We start from the raw sequence: 22,617 nt of genomic DNA, 5'->3' as shown, positions 1-22,617 counted from the left end.
GCCAGTATACCCGAATTGGCCGCGCCCGGGTCAGGCTTCGCCGGCATCGGCCGGATTCGCCAGGGCGCGGTCGACGCGATCGAGCAGTTCGCGCACGCGCTCGCGGGTCGAGCTGCTTTCCTGGTCCAGGCGCTCCTTGCGGTGCAGCAGGTCGTGGGTGATGTTGAGGGCGGCCATCACGGCAACCCGGTCGGCGCCGATGACTTTGCCGCTGGAGCGGATCTCGCGCATCTTGCCGTCCAGGTAACGGGCGGCGCTTTCCAGGTTGGCGCGCTCGTCGTCCGGGCAATTGATGCAGTATTCCTTGTCGAGAATCTGCACGGTGAGGGTATTCGACTGGCTCATGTGTCCTGCTCCAAGGCTTTCAGACGCAAAATCATCGCTTCGACCTTGTGTCTCGCCATTTCGTTCTTTTCGATCAGATGAGCGCGCTCTTCGCGCCAGGACTTTTCGTTCGCCCGCAGCAGCCGGTTCTCCGCCTTGAGCTGTTCCAGCTTCTGGAGCAGCTGGTCGAACTTGGCCGTCAACAATTGCAGATCGGCGTCTTCCATGGGCTCTCGCTTGGGAATTGGGGTGATTGGACAACTATATAGGATCGTCCCCGGTCGGGGCCAATGCCCCGGCCGGGCCGGCGCGCCGGCAACCGGTCGCATGGTCTTGCCGGGGCGGGCGGTGCTAGGATAACCATCTTCATTTCACGTGTAGCGCCCCAATGGCGCCCAGCCGTCAGGGTCCCGAGATGTCCACTCAGAATTCCGCCTACAGCGCCTTTTCCTCCCTTCTCGCCGAGGCGGCCATGCCGGTCTCGCCGGCCGAACTGCACGGCCATCTGCTGGGTCGGGTCTGCGCCGGCGCCGGCTTCGACGAGGCCGCCTGGCAACACGCTGCCGCCGAACTGCTCGGCGGCGCGCCGGGCGAACGACTCAAGGCCGCGTTGTCCGGCCTGCTCGGCATGGTCCGGCAGGACTTTTCCGCCGGCGAGGTCGCCGTCGTCATGCTCCTGCCCGACGACGAAACCCCGCTCGCCCAGCGCACCGAGGCGCTCGGCCAATGGTGCCAGGGTTTCCTCGCCGGTTTCGGCCTCACCGCCCGCGAAGGCAGCCTGACCGGCGAAGCCGAGGAAGTGCTGCAGGACATGGCCGCCATCGCCCAGGTCCAGGGCCAGCTGGAAGACAGCGAGGACGGCGAGACGGACTATATGGAAGTCATGGAATACCTGCGGGTCGCTCCGCTGCTGCTGTTCGCCGAGTGCGGCAAGCCGCTGGAGCCCGCTCCCAAGCCTTCACTGCACTGAGGTTTCTGCATGATCCGTATCCCCAAGTCGGAGTACGCCCGTCGGCGCAAGGCGCTGATGGCGCAGATGGAACCCAACAGCATCGCCATCCTGCCGGCGGCGCCGATGTACATCCGCAATCGCGACGTCGAGCATGTCTACCGCCAGGACAGCGACTTCCAGTACCTCACCGGCTTCCCCGAGCCGGAGGCGGTGATGGCGCTGATTCCCGGCCGTGCCCACGGCGAATACGTGCTGTTCTGCCGCGAGCGGGATCCGGAGCGTGAACTGTGGGACGGCCTGCGCGCCGGCCAGGACGGTGCGATCGGCCAGTACGGCGCCGACGACGCCTTTCCCATCGGCGATATCGACGACATCCTGCCCGGCCTGATCGAAGGCCGCGACCGGGTCTACTACGCCCTTGGCGCCAATCCCGACTTCGACCGCCGGCTGATGGACTGGATCAACGTGATCCGCTCCAAGGCCCGCCAGGGCGCGCAGCCGCCGAACGAGTTCGTTGCCCTCGACCACCTGCTGCACGACCAGCGGCTGTACAAGAGCGCCAACGAAGTGAAGGTCATGCGCTACGCCGCCGAGGTCTCCGCCCGGGCGCACATCCGGGCGATGGAGGTGTGCCGGCCGGGGCTGTTCGAGTACCACCTGGAAGCCGAGCTGGAATACGAGTTCCGCAAGGGCGGGGCGAAGATGCCGGCCTACGGCTCGATCGTCGCCGCCGGACGCAACGCCTGCATCCTGCACTACCGCGAGAACGATGCGGCGATCAAGGACGGTGACCTGATCCTGATCGATGCCGGCTGCGAGATCGACTGCTACGCCAGCGACATCACCCGTACCTTCCCCGCCAATGGCCGCTTCAGCCCCGAGCAGAAGGCGATCTACGAACTGGTGCTGGAAGCCAACATGGCGGCGTTCGACTACATCGCCCCCGGTCGCCACTGGAACGAGGCCCATGAGGCCACCGTACGGGTCATCACCGCCGGGCTGGTGCGCCTGGGCCTGCTGGAGGGCGACGTCGACGAGCTGATCGCCCACGAGGCCTACAAGGCTTTCTACATGCACCGCGCCGGCCACTGGCTGGGGATGGACGTGCACGACGTCGGCGAGTACCGCGTCGGCGGCGAATGGCGGGTGCTCGAACCGGGCATGGCGATGACCGTCGAGCCGGGCATCTACATCGCCCCGGACAATACCTCGGTGGCGAAGAAGTGGCGCGGTATCGGCGTACGCATCGAGGACGACGTGGTGGTCACCCGCAATGGCTGCGAAGTGCTGACCAACGGCGTGCCGAAGACCGTCGCCGAGATCGAGGCGCTGATGGCCGCGGCCAAGAGCGAGGCAGCCTGAGGTGACGATGAGCAAGGTCAACCTGGCGATCATCGGCGGGGGCCTGGTCGGCGCCTCGCTGGCGCTGGCCCTGCAGGCCGGCGCTCGGGAGCGCGGCTGGTCGATCGTGCTGATCGAACCCTTCGCCCCCGGCAATGCCTACCAGCCCAGCTACGACGCCCGCTCTTCGGCGCTGTCTTACGGCAGCCGGCAGATCTACGAGCGTCTCGGCCTGTGGCCGGCGATCGCCGAGCGCGCCGAGCCGATCCTGCATATCCATGTTTCCGACCGCGGCCGCTTCGGCGCCACCCGCCTGACCGCCATCGAGGAAGGCGTGCCGGCGCTGGGCTACGTGGTGGAGAACGCCTGGCTCGGCCAGTGCCTGTGGAAGGCGCTCGACCCCGAGGTGGTGCGCTGGCACTGCCCGGCCGAAGTGAAGATCCTGGAAGCCCGGGAGGGCGGTTACCGGCTTACCCTCGACGACGAGACGCAACTCGATTGCGAGCTGGCGATCCTCGCCGATGGCGGTCGTTCCGGGCTGCGCGAACAACTCGGCATCGCCGTGGAGCAGACGCCGTACCGGCAGACTGCGCTGATCGCCAACGTATCGCCCTCCGAGGCGCACCTCGGGCAGGCCTTCGAGCGCTTCACCCCCAGCGGTCCGATGGCCCTGCTGCCGTTGCCGGAGAACCGTTGCGCGCTGATCTGGACCCGCCCAGGCAAGGACGCCGAACGTCTGCGTGGCCTCGATGACGCGGCCTTCCTCGGCGAGCTGCAGGCTGCCTTCGGCTACCGCCTCGGCGCCTTCCGCCAGGTCGGCGCACGGCACTGCTACCCCTTGCACCTGGTCGAGGCCCGCGAGCAGGTGCGTCCGCACCTGGTGGTGCTGGGCAACGCTGCGCACAGTCTGCACCCCATCGCCGGCCAGGGCTTCAACCTGTCGTTGCGCGACACCCTGGCGCTGGTCGACGCCCTGCTCCACGACGACGCGCCGCTGGGCGAGTTCGCCGTGCTGCAGCGCTACCTCGATGGGCAGCGCCTGGACCAGCAGATGACCGTCGGCTTCTCCGACCGGGTGACCCGGCTGTTCTCCAACGACCGCGCGCTGCTCGGCGCCGGGCGCAACCTCGGCCTGCTCGGGCTCGACCTGCTGCCGCCGGCCAAGCGCTGGTTCGCCCGCCAGGCCATGGGCCTCGGCGCGCGGCCGCTGTAGCGCCATGCCGGTCTGGTCGAGGGCGCGCAAGGCCCGCCTGCTGCGCTTCGCCATGAATCTCTACCCGCCCTTCCTGGGGGCGGGCATCCGTGTGCGGCACATCGCTGGCGATTTCCGCGAGGTTCGGGTGCGCATGGGCCTGAACCGGCTCAATCGCAACTATGTAGGCACCCAGTTCGGCGGCAGCCTCTACGCGATGACCGACCCGTTCTTCATGCTGATGCTGATGGAGAACCTGGGCCGCGACTACGTGGTCTGGGACAAGGCGGCCAACATCGAGTTCGTCAGCCCGGGCAAGGGCCCGGTGCATGCGCATTTCAGCATCGACCAGAAGCTGCTCGACGAGGTCCGCGAGCGGACCGCCGGCGGCGAGAAGTACCTGCCCCGGCTGCACGCCGAAGTGCGCGACGACGCCGGCACCCTGGTGGCGCGGGTTCAGAAAACCCTGTACGTGCGGCTCAAGCCGCGCCTGCGGAACGCGGCCTGAAGAGGGCCCACGAGTGGAGAACGAGGATATGCACGCGGATCTGGTCATCGTCGGCGCCGGCATGGTCGGTAGCGCCCTGGCCCTGGCCCTGGAGGGCAGCGGCCTGGAGGTGCTGCTGGTGGACGGCGGCTCGCTCGACGTGGCGCCGTTCAAGCCGGAGGCGCCCTACGAGCCGCGGGTCAGCGCGCTGTCCGAAGCCAGCCGGCGGATTCTCCAGCGCCTGCATGCCTGGGACGGCATCGTCGCGCGCCGCGCCGAGCCCTATCGCGAGATGCAGGTGTGGGATGGCTCCGGCACCGGGCGGATCGGCTTCAGCGCCGCCAGCGTGCACGCCGAGGTACTCGGCCATATCGTCGAGAACCGGGTGGTGCAGGACGCCCTGCTGGAACGCCTGCACGATTCCACCACCGGCCTGCTGGCCAATGCGCGCCTGGAACAGATGCGCCACTCCGGCGACGACTGGCTGCTGACCCTGGCCGACGGTCGCCAGCTGCGTGCGCCGCTGGTGGTCGCCGCCGACGGCGCCAACTCGGCGGTACGCCGCCTGGCCGGCTGCGCCACCCGCGAATGGGATTACCTGCACCACGCCATCGTCACCAGCGTGCGCTGCGAGAACGCGCACCGCGCAACCGCCTGGCAGCGCTTCACCGACGACGGTCCGCTGGCCTTCCTGCCCCTGCCGGACCGCGGCGACGAGCACTGGTGCTCGATCGTCTGGTCGACCACCCCGGAACAGGCAGAACGCCTGATGGCGTTGGACGAGGATGGCTTCCGCGCCGCCCTCGGCGAAGCCTTCGAACAGCGCCTGGGCGCCATCCTGCATGCCGACCGGCGCCTGTGCATCCCGCTGCGCCAGCGGCACGCCAAGCGTTACGTCGAGCCGGGCCTGGCGCTGGTCGGCGACGCTGCGCACACCATCCACCCGCTGGCCGGACAGGGCGTGAACCTGGGCTTCCTCGATGCGGCGGTGCTGTCCGAGGTCCTGTTGCACGCCCTGGAGCGCGGCGAACGGCTTGCCGACGAACGCGTGCTGAGTCGCTTCGAGCGGCGGCGGATGCCGCACAACCTGGGCATGATGACGGCGATGGAAGGCTTCGAGCGCCTGTTCCAGGCCGACCGGTTGCCGCTGCGCTGGCTGCGCAACGCCGGCCTGCGCCTGGTCGACGGCCATCACGAGGCGAAGGCGCTGTTCGTCCGCCAGGCGCTTGGCCTCAGCGGCGACCTGCCGTCGCTGGCACGAGTCTGAGCGGGGCGGCCCCCTGACGGGAGGGCCGCCAGTCCTCAGAACAGCGCCGCGCAGTCACGCATGACCTGCGCCTTGTTGCGCAGGTAGAGCCCGAACAGGTTGCGCGCGGCTTCTTCGTTCACCTCGATTTCCATCGCCTCGACGAAGGCGTTCACCGCCGCCGTGGCGTGGGCGAAGTGATTGCTCTCGGTGCCGCCGGTGTGCACCGTTACCCAGGCCACGGTGGCGCGGGCGCGTTCGGCGGGTACGCCCATGTCGCGGCTGAACCATTCCTTGTACAGCGGGTGGATGTACTCCACCTCGCCGTGGGTATAGACCTCGTGTACCAGCGTGGTCAGCAGTCCCTGCATCAGGTCGCGCTCGCGCAGGCGCTGGCGGTCGGTCCAGTCCTTGAACGCCTGCGCCGAAGGCAGGCAGTTCTCGCGCAGCAGCCAGCGGTCGTCGCCGCAAAGGGTGGTGGCCATGGTGTAGAAAAGATCGGCATGCACGGTGTTGCCGAGGGCGCCGAGGTCTTCGTCGGTGATCCGTTGCAGGCTGCCGCAGGCTCGATAGAGCTGGTCTGCCGCTGCCGAACCCTGTTCCGAACGGGCCAGCAGGGTAAGGCGATTGGCCAGTCCGGAAACGCTGGCCGCCGAGTTGTTGGTCTTCGACCAGCTGGCGAAGAACTTGCGCAGCGGCTCGACCGCCTGGCGCCGGGCGGTGACCCGGGCGAAGGCGTCCTCGATGTCCAGCAACGACGCCGTCTCGTCCCAGAAGGCCCGGAACAGTGCGTGGCGCAGGGTTCCGGCGGGCATGTCGTTGAGGACCGGCTCGATGACGCCGAGCAGCTTGCTGTGGGGGGTGATGACATGGTTCATGGCTAACCTCCTGTCGGTTCTTGTTGTTCTTGCGATGGTTACGGTCTTCCTTGCGACGCGCGCAGGGCCGCGCGTTCGGCCTGTGGTGCGGACCAGCCGTAGCGGGTCAGAAGCAACGGCAGCAACTGGGCCAGGAGGATCAGGCCCAGGCAGCCCGGCCAGCCCCAGCGCTCCCAGAATGGCGCCGGCAGCACCGCGCCGAGGCTGCCACCGGCGTAGTAGCAGGTCAGGTAGAGGCCGACGGCACCGGCCTTGTCGGTCCCGGCATTGCTGGCGGTGAAGGCGTTGACCGTGGACTGTGCGAGGAACACGCCGGTGGCGCTGAGGGCCAGGCCGACGAGAATCGTCGGCAGGCCCGGCGCCAGGGTCAGCAGCGAGCCGCACACGCCCAGCAGCGATGCGCCCAGCAGCAACTGGCGGTGCGGGCGGGTGCGGGCCAGGCGGCCGCTGGCGGGAATCACCAGCAGGGCGAGGAGGAACACCGCGTAGATCGAGCCGAGCTGAGCGGTGTCCAGGCTGTACGGCGGACGGCTGAGATGGATGCCGATATAGGTGAACATGGCGACCTGGGAAAAGAGGACACAGAACCCCACCGCGTAGGACGACAGCAGCGGAGCCCGGAACAGTTCACGGGATACTAAGGGGCGTTTCCCCGGTGCGGGCGCGTGCCTGCCAGAATTGGCAGGGAGCAGCGCACGGATGGCGACAGCGATGAGCAGGGTCAGCCCGGCGAGGATCCGGAAGGCGACGCGCCAATCCCACTCCTCGGTCAGCAGGCCGGTGAGGAAGCGTCCGGCGAAGCCGCCGAGGATGGTCCCGGCGACATAGAGGCTGGTCAGCTCGATGACCGCGCCGCCGCTCCAGCGCTCGCCGATGTAGGCCACGCTGCTGGCGAACAGCAGGGGAATCAGCATCCCTTCGGCGAAGCGCCAGAGCAGGAAGGCGGCGAAGCTGCCGGCATGGGCGGCCAGCAGCATGGGCACGCAGAGCAGGCTGGCGGCGAAGGCGATCACCCGGCTGCGCTCGCGGCCGCCGCTGAGTCGGCCGACGAAGGGCGCGGCGAGAGCCACCGCCAGGGTGGTGGCGGTGATGCTCCAGTTCGATTGATGGGCGCTGATGTGGAAGCTCGCCGCCAGTTCGTCGAAGATGCCCTGGGTGGTATAGAGATTGAGGAACGCAGCGCAACCGCAGAGAAACAGCGCGAGGCGGGGGAAACCCTGGGACGAATTCATGGAACGCTCTGCCTGGACGAGAAACCCCCTGTTATAGGGGCGCTCCCGACGGGCTGGCCAATACCGATTCAGGACCGATCGATACCGAGGAACCGCATGCTCGACCTACGCCGCCTGCGCTGCTTCGCAGCCGTTGCCGAAACCCTGCATTTCGGCCGCGCCGCCCAGCGCCTGCACATGGCGCAGCCGCCCTTGACCCGGCAGATATCCGCGCTGGAGGAAGAGCTGGGCTTTCGCCTGTTCGACCGCTCCAGCCGGGCGGTGACCCTCACCGCCGAGGGCAGCCTGTTCCTGCCTTACGCACGCGCCCTGCTGGACCAACTGGAGCGCACCGCCGGCTTCGCCCGCAAGCTGGCGCAGGGGCTGGCCGGCCACCTGACCCTCGGCTACGCCAGCTCCATCGCCCTGTCGGACCTGTTCACCGAGGCGATCCGACTGTTCCGCGAGCGCCATCCGGAGGTGCAACTGGAGCTGCTCGAAGGCGCTTCGGCGGCGCAATGGGCGCAGATCGCCGAAGGCGGCATCGATGTGGGGCTGGGGCGCCTGCCGCCGCCGGAAGGCCAGGTCGGCATCGAGGTGCTGGCCCTGGGCGGCGAGCCGCTGGTGGTGGCCGTGCCCAACGGCGATCCGCTGGCGCGGCAAGAGCGGATCGACCTGTACGATCTGCGTGATCGGCCGCTGATCCTGTTTCCACTGGACTACGGCTCCGGCCTCAACGAACTGATCGAGCGCCTCTACCGGAAGGCCGGGCTGGCGCTGACGAGGGGACCGGCCGGACGCCAGATCACCTCGATCATCGCCCTGGTCGCGGCCGGCCAGGGCGTTGCCCTGGTGCCGCGTTGCAGCACCGCGCTGGCCCGGGCCGGAGTCGTCTATCGCCCGCTGGCCGAGCCCGAGGCGCTGGCCGATTTCCTCGTCTTCACCCGCCGCCATGGCCGCAGCGCCGCGGTGGAGGCGTTCCTCGCCATCCTCGGTGGCCTGGACGCAGGCGAAACACCCCGACACATTTAGTCGCGCGGGTTCGCAAGCGAGATTTCTTATCATTCGTGCCTACGTTCCGCTGACGAGGCTGTTCTTCATGCAGGCAAGCAAAGCTCTACTCGCCGCCCTGGCCCTGGGCATCACCGGCCTGGCCCAGGCCGCCGACGAAGTGGTGGTGTATTCCTCGCGCATCGACGAGCTGATCAAGCCGGTGTTCGATGCCTACACCAGCAAGACCGGCGTGAAGGTCAAGTTCATCACCGACAAGGAAGCGCCGCTGATGGCGCGGATCAAGGCCGAAGGCGCTAACACCCCGGCCGACCTGCTGCTCACCGTGGACGCCGGCAACCTCTGGCAGGCCGAGCAGATGGGCCTGCTGCAACCGTTCAAGTCGGCCACCATCGAACGGAACATTCCCTCGCAGTATCGTTCCAGCACCGATAGCTGGACCGGACTGTCGCTGCGCGCGCGGACCATCGTCTACTCCACCGAGCGGGTCAAGCCGGAAGAGCTGAGCACCTACGAAGCCCTGGCCGACAAGCAATGGGAAGGCCGCCTGTGCCTGCGCACGGCGAAGAAGGTCTACAACCAGTCGCTGACCGGGACCCTGATCGAGACCCACGGGGCGCAGAAGACCGAGGAAATCCTCCAGGGCTGGGTGAACAACCTGGCCACCGACGTATTCGCCGACGACAACGCGGTGATCCAGGCGGTGGACGCCGGCCAGTGCGACGTCGGCATCGTCAATACCTACTACTACGGGCGCCTGCACAAGCAGAACCCGAACCTGCGGGTCAAGCTGTTCTGGCCGAACCAGGCCGACCGCGGCGTCCACGTCAACCTGTCGGGCATCGGCCTGACTCGCCACGCGCCGCATCCCGAGGCAGCCAAGGCGCTGGTGGAATGGATGACCGGGCCCGACGCCCAGGCGCTGTTCGCCGGGATCAACCAGGAATTCCCGGCCAACCCGCAGGTCGCGCCGTCAGCCGAAGTCGCCAGCTGGGGCAGCTTCAAGGCCGACAGCATCCCGGTGGAAGTTGCCGGCAAGCGCCAGGCCGAGGCGATTCGCCTGATGGACCGCGCCGGCTGGAACTGACCGCCGGTTATACTCGACGCCCCGGCTCGTCCGAGCGGGGCGTCGTTCGTTCCGCACCGAGGATTTCGTGGCCCATCCCGCTCCCCGCCGCTGGTACCCCATCACCTTCACCGTTGCCGCGCTGGTGCTGCTGCCGCTCAGCGTGCTGCTGCTGAGCTGGCTGGAGATCGACCGGGAAATCTGGAGCCACCTGTGGGATACCCAGTTGCCGCGCCTGCTCGGCAACACCCTGACCCTGGTGCTCGGCGTCGGCATCGGCGTGACTCTGCTCGGGGTCAGCCTGGCCTGGCTCACCAGCCTCTGCGAATTCCCCGGGCGGCGCTGGCTGGACTGGGCGCTGATGTTGCCGTTCGCGATCCCGGCCTACGTCCTGGCGTTCGTCTTCGTCGGCCTGCTGGATTTCGCCGGACCGGTGCAGAGCCTGCTGCGCGAGTGGTTCGGCAGCGGCCTGCGGTTGCCGCGCGTACGCTCCACCGGCGGGGTGATCCTGGTCCTGGTGCTGGTGTTCTATCCCTATGTCTACCTGCTCGCGCGCAGCGCCTTCATCGCCCAGGGCAAGGGCCTGATGGAAGCCGCGCGGGTTCTCGGCCTGTCGCCCTGGCAGGCGTTCCTGCGGGTCGCCCTGCCGATGGCGCGGCCGGCGATCGGCGCCGGCCTGGCGCTGGCGGTGATGGAAACCCTGGCCGACTTCGGCGCGGTATCGGTGTTCAACTTCGACACCTTCACCACCGCCATCTACAAGACCTGGTACGGCTTCTACAGCCTCTCCAGCGCCGCCCAGCTGGCCAGCCTATTGTTGCTCGGGGTATGCCTGGTGCTGCTCGGCGAGCGCCACACGCGAGGCCGAGCCAAGGCCGCCAGCGAGCGTCCGCGCGGCGCGCCGCTGTACCGCCTGCGCGGCGCCAGGGCGCTGGCGGCGAGCGCCTGGTGCGGGCTGGTGTTCCTCTGCGCCTTCGTGATTCCCGTGGCGCAACTGGTTGTCTGGTTCTGGCGCCAGGGCCGTTTCGACCTCGACGAGCGCTACTGGGACCTGATCGGCCATACCCTGACGCTGGGCGGCATCGCCGCGCTGGCGACGGTCGCCGTGGCCCTGCTGCTGGCCTTCGCCGTGCGCCTGGCGCCGACCCGCGCTATCCGCGGCGCGGTGGGCCTGGGCAACCTCGGTTATGCGCTGCCGGGCTCGGTCCTGGCGGTTTCGATCATGCTGGCCTTCAGCTGGCTGGACAATCACTGGGTGATCCCGCTTTCCAGCGCCCTCGGCGGCGCCGGCAAGCCGCTGCTGCTGGGCAGTCTGTTCGCCCTGCTGCTGGCCTACCTGATCCGTTTCATGGCGGTGGCCTACGGGCCGCTGGAAAGCGGGCTGGCGCGGATCCGCCCGTCGCTGCCGGAAGCTTCGCGCAGCCTCGGCGTGGGCGGCCCGCTGCTGTTCCTGCGGGTCTACCTGCCGCTGTTGCTGCCGGCCTCGCTGAGCGCCGCGCTGCTGGTCTTCGTCGACGTGCTCAAGGAGATGCCGGCGACCCTGCTGATGCGTCCCTTCGGTTGGGACACCCTGGCCGTACGGATCTTCGAGATGACCAGCGAGGGCGAATGGGCGCGCGCCTCGCTGCCGGCCCTGACCCTGGTGCTGGTCGGCCTGCTACCGGTGGTCGGGTTGATTCGTCGTTCTGCCCATCATTCAGATCGCTGAGCCCAGTATCCATGCAGGTCGTAGGGTCTATGCACGGATCGCGGCACGCTTCCATGGTGTCCTGCTCCGGGGCTTGCGGCTACAATGCGCGCGATTTCGTGCCGGCGGTCCCTGCCGACGGCACCCGCTACGCCCGGAAGGAGAATACCCATGGGATTGCGCACCCCGCTTTACGAGCTGCACGTCGCGCTCGGCGCCAAGATGGTCGATTTCGGCGGTTGGGACATGCCGCTGCACTACGGTTCGCAGGTCGAGGAGCACCATCAGGTTCGGCGTGACTGCGGCGTCTTCGACGTGTCCCACATGACCGTGGTCGACGTCGCCGGCGAGCAGGCCACGGCCTATCTGCAGCATCTCCTGGCGAACGACGTGGCGCGTCTCGGCGAAACCGGCAAGGCGCTCTACAGCGCGATGCTCAACGAAGAGGGCGGGGTGGTCGACGACCTGATCGTCTACCTGACCGAGCACGGCTACCGGGTGGTGGTCAATGCTTCCACCCGCGACAAGGACATCGCCTGGATGCAGGCGCAGGCCGCCGGCTTCAAGGTCGACCTGCAGGAACGCGGCGACCTGGCGATGCTCGCCATCCAGGGCCCCAACGCCCGCGTGCACAGCTCCGAACTGGTGTCCCCGGCACGCGCCGCGCTGATACGCGAACTCAAGCCGTTCCAGGGCCGTGCCGAGGGCGACTGGTTCATCGCCCGCACCGGCTACACCGGCGAGGACGGCCTGGAAATCATGCTGCCGGCCGCCGAGGCGCCGGGTTTCCTCAACGAGCTGGTTGGCGCCGGGATCTCCCCGGCGGGCCTGGGTGCGCGCGATACGCTGCGCCTGGAGGCCGGGCTCAATCTCTACGGCCAGGACATGGACGAAAGCGTTTCCCCGCTTGCCGCCAACATGGGCTGGACCGTAGCCTGGGAGCCGGTTGCGCGGGACTTCGTCGGCCGCCGCGCGCTGGAAGCGCAGAAGTCCGCCGGCGACCAGCCGAAGCTGGTCGGCCTGGTTCTGGAGGAGCGCGGCGTGCTGCGCGCCCACCAGGTGGTGCGGGTAGCTGGCATTGGTGAGGGGGAGATCACCAGCGGCAGCTTTTCGCCTACCCTGAACAAGTCCATCGCGCTGGCCCGCGTGCCGGCCGCCACCGGCGACCGCGCCGAGGTGGAAATCCGCGGCAAGTGGTACCCGGTACGGGTGGTCCAGCCCAGTTTCGTGCGTCACGGCAAGCCCCTGATCTAACCTGGCAATGGCGACCGCCGTCGCCCCCGACTTCGAGGAAAACAAGATGAGCAATATTCCCGCCGAACTGCGTTACGCCCAGAGCCACGAATGGGCTCGCCTGGAAGCCGACGGCAGCGTTACCGTGGGCATTTCCGACCATGCCCAGGAAGCCCTTGGCGATGTGGTCTTCATCGAGCTGCCGGAGCTGGGCAAGACCCTCGCCGCCGGGCAGGAAGCGGGCGTGGTCGAGTCGGTGAAGGCCGCCTCCGACATCTATTCGCCGATCGGCGGAGAAGTCATCGCCATCAACGAAGCCCTGGCCGACACCCCGGAAGACGTCAACAACGACCCGTACGCGTCCTGGTTCTTCAAGCTCAAGCCGAGCAATCCGGCCGAGCTGGACAAGCTGCTCGACGCCGCTGGCTACCAGGCCGCCGTCGACGCGGAAGGCTGAGCCGCCGCGTAGTCGCGACAAAACCCGCTATCCTTGGACAAGGCCTCGATCATTCGAGGCTTTGTTCTTTTTGCAGCGGCGAAATGCGTTTTCGCCGTCGTTGCTTTCTCATTCGATATCCGTTCGGCGACGATCGCTGGCAGGGCGATGCCGCCCCCAACGAGACCGAAGCCATGTCGCAGACGCCGTCCCTCGCCCAGCTCCAGCCCGCCGATGCCTTCCTGCGCCGCCACCTCGGCCCCGATCCTGCGGAACAGCAGGCCATGCTGGACTTCCTCGGAGTTTCCACTCGCGCCGAACTGATCGTGCAGACGGTGCCGCCGGCGATCCGCCTCAACCGGCCGCTGGAACTGCCCGTCGCGCTCGACGAACAGGCCGCCCTGGCGCGCCTGCGCGGCTACGCCGGGCTCAACCAGCGCTGGACCAGCCTGATCGGCATGGGCTACTACGGCACAGTGACGCCGCCGGTGATCCTCCGCAACGTGCTGGAGAATCCCGGCTGGTACACCGCCTATACGCCCTACCAGCCGGAAATCGCCCAGGGCCGCCTGGAAGCGCTGCTGAATTTCCAGCAACTGACCATCGACCTCACCGGACTCGACCTGGCCAGCGCCTCGCTGCTCGACGAAGCCACCGCCGCCGCCGAGGCCATGGCCCTGGCCAGGCGGGTGGCAAAGGCCAGGAGCAACCGGTTCTTCGTCGATGCGCATTGCCATCCGCAGACCGTTTCGGTGTTGCGGACCCGCGCCGAGGCGTTCGGTTTCGAGCTGGTCGTCGACGAGCCGGACAATCTTGCCGCCCACGCGGTGTTCGGCGCCTTGCTGCAATACCCGGACAGTCGCGGCGAGATCCGCGACCTGCGCCCGCTTATCGAGGCGTTGCACGGCCAACAGGCGCTGGCTTGCGTCGCCAGCGACCTGCTCGCCCTGTTGTTGCTGACCCCGCCGGGGGAACTCGGTGCCGACGTGGTGCTCGGCAGCGCCCAGCGCTTTGGCGTACCGATGGGCTACGGCGGGCCGCACGCGGCGTTCTTCGCCACCCGCGAAGGGTACAAGCGGGCAATGCCGGGGCGGATCATCGGCGTTTCCCGCGACGCCCGCGGCAACCCGGCGTTGCGCATGGCCCTGCAAACCCGCGAGCAGCACATCCGTCGGGAAAAGGCCAACTCGAACATCTGCACCGCCCAGGTGCTGCTGGCCAACATTGCTTCGCTGTATGCCGTCTACCATGGGCCACAGGAGCTGAAACGCATCGCCCAACGCGTCCAGCGCCTGACCGCGCTGCTGGCGGCGGGCCTGGAAAGCAAGGGACTGCGGCGGCTCAACCGGCACTTCTTCGACACCCTGACCTACGAGGTCGGCGAGCGTCAGGCGGCGATCCTCGAACGGGCGCGGGCGGCACGGGTCAACCTGCGCGTGGTCGACGACCGGCGGCTGGCCCTGAGCCTCGACGAAACCTGTGACGCGGCGACCCTGGCGACCCTGTTCGAGATCTTCCTCGGCGCCGGCCACGGGCTGGATGTCGCGCACCTGGATGGCGGGGCGGTGGCCGACGGCATCCCGGCAGTCCTGCAACGCACTTCGGCCTACCTGCAGCATCCGGTGTTCAACGCCCACCACAGCGAGACCGAGATGCTTCGCTACCTGCGCCAGCTGGAAGGCAAGGACCTGGCGCTGAACCAGGCGATGATCCCGCTCGGCTCCTGCACCATGAAGCTCAACGCCAGCAGCGAAATGATCCCCATCACCTGGCCGGAATTCGCCGAACTGCATCCGTTCGTGCCGCGCGAGCAGGCCGAGGGCTATCGCCGGATGATCGACGAACTGGAAGCCTGGCTGCGGGCGATCACCGGCTTCGACGCCATCTGCATGCAGCCGAACTCGGGAGCACAGGGCGAATATGCCGGGTTGCTGGCGATCCGCCGCTACCACCAGAGCCGCGGCGATAGCCAGCGCGACATCTGCCTGATCCCCGCATCGGCGCATGGCACCAACCCGGCCTCGGCGATCATGGCCAGCATGCGGGTGGTGATCGTCGAGTGCGATCCCCGCGGCAACGTCGACCTCGACGACCTGCGCCTCAAGGCGGCCGAGGCGGGCGACCGGCTGTCCTGCCTGATGATCACCTATCCCTCGACCCACGGCGTCTACGAAGAGGGGATAGGCGAGATCTGCGAAGTGGTCCACCGCCACGGCGGCCAGGTCTACATGGACGGCGCCAACCTCAACGCCCAGGTCGGCCTGGCGCGACCGGCGGACATCGGCGCGGACGTCTCGCACATGAACCTGCACAAGACCTTCTGCATCCCCCATGGTGGTGGCGGGCCGGGCATGGGGCCGATCGGGGTCAAGCGGCACCTGGCGCCGTTCGTCGCCAACCATCCGGTGATCCGCGTCGAAGGGCCGAACCCGCTGAACGACGCGGTCAGCGCGGCGCCCTGGGGCAGCGCCAGCATCCTGCCGATCAGTTGGATGTACATCGCCATGATGGGCCCGCAGCTGGCCGACGCCAGCGAGGTGGCTATCCTCTCCGCCAACTACCTGGCGAACCGCCTGGACGGGGCGTTCCCGGTGCTCTACCGCGGGCGCAACGAGCGCGTCGCCCACGAATGCATCCTCGACCTGCGACCGCTCAAGGCGCAGACCGGGATAACCGAGGAAGACGTGGCCAAGCGCCTGATGGACTACGGCTTCCACGCCCCGACCATGTCCTTCCCGGTGCCGGCCACGCTGATGGTGGAGCCGACCGAGAGCGAGTCGAAGGCGGAGCTGGATCGCTTCGTCGAGGCGATGCTGAGCATCAGGGCCGAGATCGGCAAGGTGGAGAGCGGCGCCTGGCCGGCGGAGGACAACCCGCTGAAACGGGCGCCGCATACCCTGGCCGACGTCACCGGGATCTGGCAGAGACCCTACGAGATCGCCGAGGCAGTGACCCCGAGCGAACATGCGCGGGCGTTCAAGTACTGGCCGGCGGTTAACCGGGTGGACAACGTCTACGGCGACCGCAACCTGTTCTGCGCCTGCGTGCCGCTGGACGACTACCGCGAGTGACCTCGCCTCCGGGCGGAGGCGAGGTCGCCGGGGCCTACTGCTGGACGGCGGACTGCTCGCCGCCGGCGAGGATCGCGCTGGCCAGTTCCATGTCGCTGGCCTGCAGGTCCGGGTTGTCGTTGCGCAGCTTCTGCAGGGCGGCTTCCAGGTACGGCCCGCGGATCGCGCCGTCGCTGGCGATGTAGCTGCCGGCGTCGTCCTGCGCGGCGACGATCAGCTTGTGGTCGTGGCGGAAGGTCAGGTAGGTGGAGGCCGTGGTGGCACCCGAGGAAATGATGTTGCGCCAGAAGGTATCGGCCATGGCCGAGCCCAGCGGCAGGGCGGCGATGACCAGGGTGGCGGCGGCGAGTTTGACGGAACGCATGGGGGAACTCCTGATAGGGGGCTGCGTGTTACATCAGATCGCGTTTGCCGTCCCGGAGTTCCAGCGGGGATGACCGTCCGGTCGCTTTTTCCGCTGTCGTACAGCCCCCGCCGGCCGGGAGCTACAGCGATTCAGGGCGCGGCAGGCTCGACGTGCAGCAGGGCGCCGTCCTGGCCGGTGACCCGGACCAGGGCGCCGCGCGGCAGGTCGGGACCGCTGACCAGCCACGACGCGTCCTCGACGCGCAGCTCGCCGAGCCCGCCGACGATCGCCCGGTGCAAGGGAAAGGTGCGGCCGAACAGGTCGTCGCCGCGTCGCTGCAACCCTGGCGTTTTCTCGACGCTACCGGCCTTGCGGCGACGGCGCCGATGCAAGGCGGCGACCAGCCCGGAGAGCAGGACGAACAGCCCTACCTGCCAAGGCCAGGCCAGTCCCGGCAGGAGCGCGCCGAGCGCACCGACACAAGCGGCGGTGAGGCCGACCCGCAGCAGATAGCCGCCGGCACCGAAGATTTCCAGGAGCAGGAGGACGGTACCGAAGGCCAGCCAGTCCCAGAAGTCCAGGCGTAGCAGCAGGATTTCCATCGGCCGGCCCTCAGCGCCGGCTCGGCGGCCGGCCGAGCCACATCGAGCCAGGGACGCCGCTCGCGGCTCGCCGCAGGTGCGGTGCGCCGCGGCTGGGGAGCGTCGGCGCGGGGACGGCGGGGGGAACGCTCGTCATCGTCTACATCCTTGTCTGTGGGCCTGGCAGGCCCGTCCGGCGTTGTGCCGTGCAACCGTCGGAACTCCGCCGACGGGATGTGCCGCTACTTCTGTTCGCTCTGCGGGGTCACCCGCAGTACTTCCTCCAGCGTACTGATACCTGCGGCGACCTTCTGCGCGCCGGACAGGCGCAGGCTGCGGGTGCCTTCCTTGTACGCCTGGCGGCGCAGGGCGACCAGGTCGGTGTCGGCGGTGATCAGTTCTTTCAGGCTATCGCTGAGCAGCATGATTTCATAGACGCCGGCGCGCCCGCGATAGCCGGTGTCGCGGCACTCCAGGCAACCCACGGCCTGGTGCGCGCCGCTGGGCGGCGGGGCGCTCCAGGGGCGGGTCAGTTCGTGCCAGTCGCTGTCCGCCAGTTGCATCGGCGCCTTGCAGTGCGGGCAGAGCGTGCGCACCAGGCGTTGGGCCATGACCCCTAGCACCGTGGCGCGGATCAGGTAGTAGGGTACGCCCAGTTCGAGCAGGCGGGTGATCGCCGTGGGGGAGTCGTTGGTGTGCAGGGTGGAGAGCACCAGGTGCCCGGTGAGCGCCGCCTGGATCGCCATCTCGGCGGTCTCCAGGTCGCGGATCTCGCCGACCATGATGATGTCCGGGTCCTGCCGCAGCAGGGCGCGTACGCCGCTGGCGAAGGTCAGGTCGATGTTGTGCTGGACCTGCATCTGGTTGAACGAGGGCTCGATCATCTCGATCGGGTCCTCGATGGTGCAGACGTTCACCTCATCGGTGGCCAGTTGCTTGAGCGTGGTGTAGAGCGTGGTGGTCTTGCCCGAGCCGGTGGGGCCGGTGACCAGGATGATGCCGTTGGGCTGGCTGGTCATGCTCTGCCAGCGGCGCAGGTCGTCGGCGGAGAAGCCGAGCTGGTCGAAGCTCTTGAGCAGCACCTCGGGGTCGAAGATGCGCATCACCATCTTCTCGCCGAAGGCGGTGGGCAGGGTCGACAGGCGCAGCTCCACCTCGGCGCCGTCCGGGGTCTTGGTCTTGACCCGGCCGTCCTGCGGCTTGCGTTTCTCCGCCACGTTCATCCGTCCCAGCGACTTCAGGCGGCTGACCACCGCCATGGTCACCTGCGGCGGGAACTGGTAGACGTTGTGCAGCACGCCGTCGATACGGAAGCGCACGGTGCCCTGCTCGCGGCGCGGCTCGATGTGGATGTCGCTGGCGCGCTGCTGGAAGGCGTACTGGAACAGCCAGTCGACGATGGTGACGATGTGCGCGTCGTTGGCGTCCGGCTCCTGGTCGGCGGCGCCGAGGTTGAGCAACTGTTCGAAGTTGCCGACGCTGCTGATCTTCTGGTCCGGCGAGGTGGCGCCGCTGACCGAGCGGGCCAGGCGGAAGAACTCGACGGTGTAGCGCTGGATGTCCGCCGGGTTCGCCACCACCCGCTTGATCGGTCGCTTGAGCACATGCACCAGGTTGCTTTCCCAGCCCTGTACGAAGGGCTGGGCGCTGGCGATGGTGACTTCCTCCGGACTCAGCGCGACGGCGAGGATGCCATGGCGCTGGGCGAAGGCGTAGGACATCAGCGGAGTCACCGCGGCGACGTCGATCTTCAGCGGGTCGATGCGCAGGTAGGGCTGGCCGGCGTACTCGGCCAGCCACTGGGTGAGGGTCTCCAGATCGAGCTTGCGTCCGGGGCGCTTGAGATCCTCGACCTGCTGCGCGGCGAGGAACTCCAGCGGATGCTGCTGGTTGCGCACCGCGCTGCGGCGGATCGCCAGGCACTGTTCGGCCTGCTCCTGCCCGACCCGGCCCTGGGCGACCAGCTCGCGGAGCAGGTCGCCGAGGTCCAGCAGGCGGTCCTGGGCGGCGGTGGCGAACACGGACATGCAGACTCCCTTCGGATGATGGCGGTAGCGGCGAAGCTTATTTCATCAGCGCCTTCCAGGGTTTGAGCGTCAGCACAGTATGGGCCTGCGTGGCGCGGGCAGCCAGGCGCTCGGCATCGACAGGTTGCCGCAGCAGCTCCAGCAACTTGGCCAGTTCGCCGTAGAGGCGGTCGGCTTCCGGCAGGTCGAGCACGCCGCGCGCCAGGCGCAACCAGGTAAGCATGCGCTGCAGGCGCGGCGCTTGGTCGGGGAGCAGCTCGGGATGCTGGTGGGCGCGCGCCAGCGGCGTGGCCTGGGCTTCTTCGGCAAGGCTGCGCAGCAGCCATTTGCCCAGCGCGGCAGAGCCCTGGCGGTTGCCGCGCTCGTTGCGCGACTCGGTCCAGGCCTTGGCCAGCAGCCAGCGCGAGGCATTCAGGGAGAACAGGCCCCAGCGGGTCTCGTCGAGTTCGCCGCGGAACAGTTGCGGCGCCTGCTGGCGTAGCGTCTCGTCGTCACGGCCGCGCTCGATGCGCGGCGCCCAGTCGGCAAGGAGAGCGTCCAGCGCTTCGCGCAGCTCGCGACTGCTGGCGCGTGGCACCGCCTGGCCGAGGCTGCCGAGCAGGGTACGCAGGTCCTGCAGGTGTTGCAGCCAGTCCTCCAGCAGGCGCCAGTGGCCGTTGAAGCGATACTGTTCGGCCAGTCGCTGGCTGCTGCCGAGCAGGTACCAGGCGATGGCGGCGAAGGCACCGTCCAGCGGGGTTTCCGCCAGCAGTTTCTGGGCCGGGGGATCGACCTCGTAGCTGTTCGGATCGAACAGGCGGTAGCCGCGCTCGGCCTTGCTGATGTCGCAGGGCATCAGCGGCAGGTCGGCGGCCAGTTCCGCGGCCAGCTCCAGCAGCGCGGCGGCATCGCCCTGGCGCAGTTCCAGCTCCAGTTCGCAGATTTCCTCCTGGTTGTCGCCGGCGACCACCTTGCCCAGGTCGAGCGCCGCCTCCACGACTACCCTGGCCTTGCCGCGGCCCCAGGCGATCTCGGCGCGCTGGCGGACGAAGTCGGTGCTGAAGATCGGCTTGAGCTGCTTCTTGTCGAGATCCTTGAGGGCCGCCGGCCAGCACTTGTCGTCGAGTTTCTTCAGGTCGAGCTTGTTCTTTTCCAGGTACCAGTCCCACTCGTTGCGTTCGGACAACCCGGCCACGCTCTGCCCGCGGCTTTTCAGCGTCTGGATGTACTGCTCGCCGTCGCGGCGCATGCGCAGCGCGACCTTGGCCCGGGCCAGCTCGCGGCCGGGGGTGTCGTAGTACTGGTTGTACAGTTCGCGGCGCTCCCAGCCCGATTTGTTGCGCTTCTTCAGCAACGGGTGCTCCTGCAAGGCTTCCAGGGTGGCGCGGCTGACGCGGAGTTTGATTTCGGTTTCTTTCTGCATGGGGCGATGTCCGGCTCGGGACGCCAGGCGTCCGCGGGTGAAGGTGTTCCAGATCAAAGGCGCGCGGGGTGGGTGGCCTATACTTTTCGGCATTTCCACCAGGGAGGCGTTCCATGCCGACCAATCCGTTCATCAGCCTGTTCGGCCGTTCGCCGATCGGGCCGATGCAGCAGCACATCGCCAAGGCCCACGAATGCGCGGCCGGCCTGTTGCCGTTCTTCCGCGCGGTGATCGCCGAGGACTGGGCGCAGGTCGAACAGGTTCAGCAGGACATGGTGCGACTGGAGCAGGAAGCCGATCGGCTGAAGAAGAACGTCCGGATGCACCTGCCCAAGAGCCTGTTCCTTCCGGTGCCGCGCTCCGATCTGTTGGAGCTGCTCAGTGTACAGGACAAAGTCGCCAATCGCGCCAAGGACATCGTCGGGCTGATGCTGGGCCGGCGCATGCGCATCCCGTTGCCGCTACAGGGCCAGATGCTCGCCTATGTGCAGCGCTCGGTGGACGCCAGCGCCCAGGCGTTGCGGGTGGTCAACGAACTCAACGAACTGCTCGAGACCGGCTTCGGCGGGCGCGAGACCAGCCTGGTGGAGAGCATGGTGGAGGAACTCGAGGCGATCGAGAACGATACCGACCGCATCCAGGTCGAGGTACGCCGCGAGCTGTTCCGTCTGGAAAGCGAGCTGCCGCCGGTGGACGTGATGTTCCTCTACCAGATCATCGAATGGATCGGCGATGTCGCCGACCGCGCCCAGCGGGTCGGCAACCGCCTGGAGCAATTGCTGGCGCGGTGAGCGCCAGTCTTCTTTCCGACCCTGCCTGCACACGGATACCGCCCATGTCCCTGATCGCCGACCACGGCTTCGCCTTCCTCGTACTCGCCTGCCTGTTCGGTTTCTTCATGGCCTGGGGCGTCGGCGCCAACGACGTCGCCAACGCCATGGGCACTTCGGTGGGCTCGCGCGCTCTGACCATCCGCCAGGCGATCCTGGTGGCCATGGTCTTCGAGTTCTGCGGTGCCTATTTCGCTGGTGGCGAAGTCACCGAAACGATCAGGAGCGGCATCGTCGACCCGCAGTACATGACCCCCGAGCTGCTGGTCTTCGGCATGCTCTCGGCCTTGCTGGCCGCCGGGGTCTGGCTGTTGCTGGCGACGATCAAGGGCTGGCCGGTGTCGACCACCCACTCCATCGTCGGCGCGATCATCGGCTTCGCCTCGGTCGGTGTCTCGGTGCACGCGGTGCACTGGGGCGCGATCGGCCCGATCGTCGCCAGTTGGGTGGTGACGCCGGTGCTGTCCGGGCTGCTCGCCTTCGCCCTGTTCAGGAGCGTGCAGTGGCTGGTACTGCATGCCGAGGACCCGTTCCGCAGCGCGCGCCGCTACGTGCCGCTGTACATGTTCCTGGCGGGCTTCATGGTCGCGCTGATGACCGTCGGCAAGGGCCTGAAGCATGTCGGCCTGGAGCTTTCCGGCCTCCAGACGCTGGGCCTGGCGTTGCTCGCCGGCGGCCTGGTGATGGGCCTGGGCATCGTCCTGCTGTTGCGCATTCGATCCACTGGCGGAGCCGATCCGCGTGGCGGCTTCGCCAGCGTCGAGCGGGTCTTCGCGGTGCTGATGATCTTCACCGCCTGCTCCATGGCTTTCGCCCATGGTGCCAACGACGTGGCCAACGCCATCGGCCCGGTGGCGGCGGTCGTCGCGGTGGTCCAGGCCGGCGGCGACCTGGATCTGGTGAGCCGTTCGCCGGTGCCGTCCTGGGTACTGCTGCTGGGCGCGGTGGGCATCGTCATCGGCCTGGCTACCTATGGCTACCGGGTGATCGCCACCATCGGCCGGGAGATCACCGAGCTGACCCCCAGCCGCGGCTTCGCCGCCGAGCTGGCGACCGCCTCCACGGTGGTTGGCGCCTCGGCCATCGGCCTGCCGGTATCCACCACCCATACCCTGGTCGGCGCGGTGCTCGGCATCGGCATGGCGCGCGGCATCGGCGCGCTCAACCTGCGGGTGATCGGCTCGATCTTCCTGTCCTGGGTAGTGACCCTGCCGGCCGGCGCGGTGCTGGCGATCCTGTTCTTCCTGGTCCTGCGCGCGCTGTTCGGCGCCTGAGCGCGATCTTCGTCGGCTGGCG

21 protein-coding genes are annotated in these 22,617 nt (G+C 68.2%); 13 read left to right on the top strand and 8 right to left on the bottom strand.

Going from position 1 to position 22,617, the window contains the following annotated elements; translation table 11 throughout:
* Positions 1-30: 30 nt before the first annotated feature.
* Both ACM0M4_RS29200 and ACM0M4_RS29195 read right to left on the bottom strand, forming a co-directional pair.
* A complete protein-coding gene (locus ACM0M4_RS29200) occupies positions 31-345 on the bottom strand; it encodes a cell division protein ZapA (protein WP_003096316.1) in 315 nt (104 codons plus the stop codon).
* A complete protein-coding gene (locus ACM0M4_RS29195) occupies positions 342-551 on the bottom strand; it encodes a TIGR02449 family protein (protein ID WP_003096314.1) in 210 nt (69 codons plus the stop codon). Before ACM0M4_RS29195 ends, ACM0M4_RS29200 begins: the two co-directional genes overlap by 4 nt.
* A 188-nt stretch (positions 552-739) precedes the next feature.
* Here ACM0M4_RS29195 and ACM0M4_RS29190 point away from each other — a divergent pair, with 188 nt between their 5' ends.
* Genes ACM0M4_RS29190 through ACM0M4_RS29170 form a run of 5 tightly spaced genes read left to right on the top strand, consistent with a single transcriptional unit; the run spans position 740 to position 5,563 of the window.
* Positions 740-1,294: a YecA family protein gene (locus ACM0M4_RS29190; protein ID WP_003099193.1), complete on the top strand. Its 555-nt coding sequence runs from the start codon at positions 740-742 to the stop codon at positions 1,292-1,294.
* Positions 1,295-1,303: 9 nt separating this feature from the next.
* Positions 1,304-2,638, top strand: a complete 1,335-nt coding sequence (gene pepP / locus ACM0M4_RS29185; RefSeq protein ID WP_003096308.1) for a Xaa-Pro aminopeptidase — start codon at positions 1,304-1,306, stop codon at positions 2,636-2,638.
* A gap of 7 nt (positions 2,639-2,645) precedes the next feature.
* A complete protein-coding gene (gene ubiH, locus ACM0M4_RS29180; protein ID WP_009314483.1) occupies positions 2,646-3,830 on the top strand; it encodes a 2-octaprenyl-6-methoxyphenyl hydroxylase in 1,185 nt (394 codons plus the stop codon).
* Between the two features lie 4 nt (positions 3,831-3,834).
* On the top strand, positions 3,835-4,317 hold the full coding sequence (locus ACM0M4_RS29175) for a hotdog fold domain-containing protein (protein WP_003099189.1): 483 nt from the start codon (positions 3,835-3,837) through the stop codon (positions 4,315-4,317).
* Positions 4,318-4,345: 28 nt separating this feature from the next.
* Positions 4,346-5,563 carry a 2-octaprenyl-3-methyl-6-methoxy-1,4-benzoquinol hydroxylase gene (locus ACM0M4_RS29170; RefSeq protein ID WP_003120388.1) on the top strand — a complete coding sequence of 406 codons (1,218 nt, stop codon included), beginning with the start codon at positions 4,346-4,348 and terminating at the stop codon, positions 5,561-5,563.
* A gap of 35 nt (positions 5,564-5,598) precedes the next feature.
* Here the strand turns inward: ACM0M4_RS29170 and ACM0M4_RS29165 are convergent, their stop codons facing one another.
* Both ACM0M4_RS29165 and ACM0M4_RS29160 read right to left on the bottom strand, forming a co-directional pair.
* Positions 5,599-6,420: a hypothetical protein gene (locus tag ACM0M4_RS29165; RefSeq protein WP_003118038.1), complete on the bottom strand. Its 822-nt coding sequence runs from the start codon at positions 6,418-6,420 to the stop codon at positions 5,599-5,601.
* 38 nt (positions 6,421-6,458) lie between these two features.
* Complete coding sequence (locus ACM0M4_RS29160; protein WP_003114048.1) at positions 6,459-7,652, bottom strand: MFS transporter; 1,194 nt, start codon at positions 7,650-7,652, stop codon at positions 6,459-6,461.
* A gap of 96 nt (positions 7,653-7,748) precedes the next feature.
* Between ACM0M4_RS29160 and ACM0M4_RS29155 the strand changes: the two genes are divergently transcribed.
* The 6 genes from ACM0M4_RS29155 (at position 7,749) to gcvP (ending at position 16,135) form a co-directional block, all read left to right on the top strand.
* Positions 7,749-8,663 (top strand): LysR family transcriptional regulator, encoded by a 915-nt coding sequence (locus ACM0M4_RS29155; protein ID WP_003099180.1) that lies wholly within the window; start codon positions 7,749-7,751, stop codon positions 8,661-8,663.
* A gap of 67 nt (positions 8,664-8,730) precedes the next feature.
* Entirely contained in the window at positions 8,731-9,729 is a 999-nt protein-coding gene (locus ACM0M4_RS29150) for an extracellular solute-binding protein (RefSeq protein ID WP_003096289.1), read from the top strand.
* 67 nt (positions 9,730-9,796) lie between these two features.
* Positions 9,797-11,416, top strand: coding sequence for an ABC transporter permease (locus tag ACM0M4_RS29145; RefSeq protein WP_003099178.1), 1,620 nt, complete (start codon positions 9,797-9,799; stop codon positions 11,414-11,416).
* Between the two features lie 150 nt (positions 11,417-11,566).
* Positions 11,567-12,649 carry a glycine cleavage system aminomethyltransferase GcvT gene (gene gcvT / locus ACM0M4_RS29140; RefSeq protein ID WP_023089728.1) on the top strand — a complete coding sequence of 361 codons (1,083 nt, stop codon included), beginning with the start codon at positions 11,567-11,569 and terminating at the stop codon, positions 12,647-12,649.
* A gap of 46 nt (positions 12,650-12,695) precedes the next feature.
* Complete coding sequence (gene gcvH / locus ACM0M4_RS29135; protein WP_003107397.1) at positions 12,696-13,085, top strand: glycine cleavage system protein GcvH; 390 nt, start codon at positions 12,696-12,698, stop codon at positions 13,083-13,085.
* 173 nt (positions 13,086-13,258) lie between these two features.
* The gene (gene gcvP / locus ACM0M4_RS29130; protein WP_115288989.1) at positions 13,259-16,135 is read left to right on the top strand and encodes an aminomethyl-transferring glycine dehydrogenase; all 2,877 of its coding nucleotides are present in this window, start codon (positions 13,259-13,261) and stop codon (positions 16,133-16,135) included.
* A gap of 34 nt (positions 16,136-16,169) precedes the next feature.
* Here the strand turns inward: gcvP and ACM0M4_RS29125 are convergent, their stop codons facing one another.
* The 4 genes from ACM0M4_RS29125 to ACM0M4_RS29110 all read right to left on the bottom strand — a co-directional run bounded on the left by ACM0M4_RS29125 (position 16,170) and on the right by ACM0M4_RS29110 (position 20,491).
* The gene (locus ACM0M4_RS29125) at positions 16,170-16,499 is read right to left on the bottom strand and encodes a DUF2388 domain-containing protein (protein ID WP_003096280.1); all 330 of its coding nucleotides are present in this window, start codon (positions 16,497-16,499) and stop codon (positions 16,170-16,172) included.
* 131 nt (positions 16,500-16,630) lie between these two features.
* Positions 16,631-17,083, bottom strand: coding sequence for an NfeD family protein (locus tag ACM0M4_RS29120; RefSeq protein ID WP_115288908.1), 453 nt, complete (start codon positions 17,081-17,083; stop codon positions 16,631-16,633).
* 221 nt (positions 17,084-17,304) lie between these two features.
* Positions 17,305-19,089, bottom strand: coding sequence for a GspE/PulE family protein (locus ACM0M4_RS29115; RefSeq protein ID WP_221345455.1), 1,785 nt, complete (start codon positions 19,087-19,089; stop codon positions 17,305-17,307).
* Positions 19,090-19,126: 37 nt separating this feature from the next.
* A complete protein-coding gene (locus ACM0M4_RS29110; RefSeq protein ID WP_003100082.1) occupies positions 19,127-20,491 on the bottom strand; it encodes an inorganic triphosphatase in 1,365 nt (454 codons plus the stop codon).
* 113 nt (positions 20,492-20,604) lie between these two features.
* Here ACM0M4_RS29110 and ACM0M4_RS29105 point away from each other — a divergent pair, with 113 nt between their 5' ends.
* On the top strand, positions 20,605-21,282 hold the full coding sequence (locus ACM0M4_RS29105) for a TIGR00153 family protein (RefSeq protein WP_003100081.1): 678 nt from the start codon (positions 20,605-20,607) through the stop codon (positions 21,280-21,282).
* Positions 21,283-21,326: 44 nt separating this feature from the next.
* Positions 21,327-22,595, top strand: coding sequence for an inorganic phosphate transporter (locus ACM0M4_RS29100; RefSeq protein ID WP_030047074.1), 1,269 nt, complete (start codon positions 21,327-21,329; stop codon positions 22,593-22,595).
* The last annotated feature ends 22 nt before the right edge of the window (positions 22,596-22,617 follow it).

Source organism: Pseudomonas sp. 18-147 (assembly GCF_051048045.1).
Taxonomy (GTDB): domain Bacteria; phylum Pseudomonadota; class Gammaproteobacteria; order Pseudomonadales; family Pseudomonadaceae; genus Pseudomonas; species Pseudomonas aeruginosa.
This window is presented reverse-complemented; position numbering and strand designations above follow the sequence as displayed.

Coding starts and splice junctions, on each gene's coding strand:
- ACM0M4_RS29200 (WP_003096316.1), bottom strand. CDS start 345: ATGAGCCAGTCGAATACCCTCACCGTGCAGATTCTCGACAAGGAATAC.
- ACM0M4_RS29195 (WP_003096314.1), bottom strand. CDS start 551: ATGGAAGACGCCGATCTGCAATTGTTGACGGCCAAGTTCGACCAGCTG.
- ACM0M4_RS29190 (WP_003099193.1), top strand. CDS start 740: ATGTCCACTCAGAATTCCGCCTACAGCGCCTTTTCCTCCCTTCTCGCC.
- pepP (WP_003096308.1), top strand. CDS start 1,304: ATGATCCGTATCCCCAAGTCGGAGTACGCCCGTCGGCGCAAGGCGCTG.
- ubiH (WP_009314483.1), top strand. CDS start 2,646: ATGAGCAAGGTCAACCTGGCGATCATCGGCGGGGGCCTGGTCGGCGCC.
- ACM0M4_RS29175 (WP_003099189.1), top strand. CDS start 3,835: ATGCCGGTCTGGTCGAGGGCGCGCAAGGCCCGCCTGCTGCGCTTCGCC.
- ACM0M4_RS29170 (WP_003120388.1), top strand. CDS start 4,346: ATGCACGCGGATCTGGTCATCGTCGGCGCCGGCATGGTCGGTAGCGCC.
- ACM0M4_RS29165 (WP_003118038.1), bottom strand. CDS start 6,420: ATGAACCATGTCATCACCCCCCACAGCAAGCTGCTCGGCGTCATCGAG.
- ACM0M4_RS29160 (WP_003114048.1), bottom strand. CDS start 7,652: ATGAATTCGTCCCAGGGTTTCCCCCGCCTCGCGCTGTTTCTCTGCGGT.
- ACM0M4_RS29155 (WP_003099180.1), top strand. CDS start 7,749: ATGCTCGACCTACGCCGCCTGCGCTGCTTCGCAGCCGTTGCCGAAACC.
- ACM0M4_RS29150 (WP_003096289.1), top strand. CDS start 8,731: ATGCAGGCAAGCAAAGCTCTACTCGCCGCCCTGGCCCTGGGCATCACC.
- gcvT (WP_023089728.1), top strand. CDS start 11,567: ATGGGATTGCGCACCCCGCTTTACGAGCTGCACGTCGCGCTCGGCGCC.
- gcvH (WP_003107397.1), top strand. CDS start 12,696: ATGAGCAATATTCCCGCCGAACTGCGTTACGCCCAGAGCCACGAATGG.
- gcvP (WP_115288989.1), top strand. CDS start 13,259: ATGTCGCAGACGCCGTCCCTCGCCCAGCTCCAGCCCGCCGATGCCTTC.
- ACM0M4_RS29125 (WP_003096280.1), bottom strand. CDS start 16,499: ATGCGTTCCGTCAAACTCGCCGCCGCCACCCTGGTCATCGCCGCCCTG.
- ACM0M4_RS29120 (WP_115288908.1), bottom strand. CDS start 17,083: ATGGAAATCCTGCTGCTACGCCTGGACTTCTGGGACTGGCTGGCCTTC.
- ACM0M4_RS29115 (WP_221345455.1), bottom strand. CDS start 19,089: ATGTCCGTGTTCGCCACCGCCGCCCAGGACCGCCTGCTGGACCTCGGC.
- ACM0M4_RS29110 (WP_003100082.1), bottom strand. CDS start 20,491: ATGCAGAAAGAAACCGAAATCAAACTCCGCGTCAGCCGCGCCACCCTG.
- ACM0M4_RS29105 (WP_003100081.1), top strand. CDS start 20,605: ATGCCGACCAATCCGTTCATCAGCCTGTTCGGCCGTTCGCCGATCGGG.
- ACM0M4_RS29100 (WP_030047074.1), top strand. CDS start 21,327: ATGTCCCTGATCGCCGACCACGGCTTCGCCTTCCTCGTACTCGCCTGC.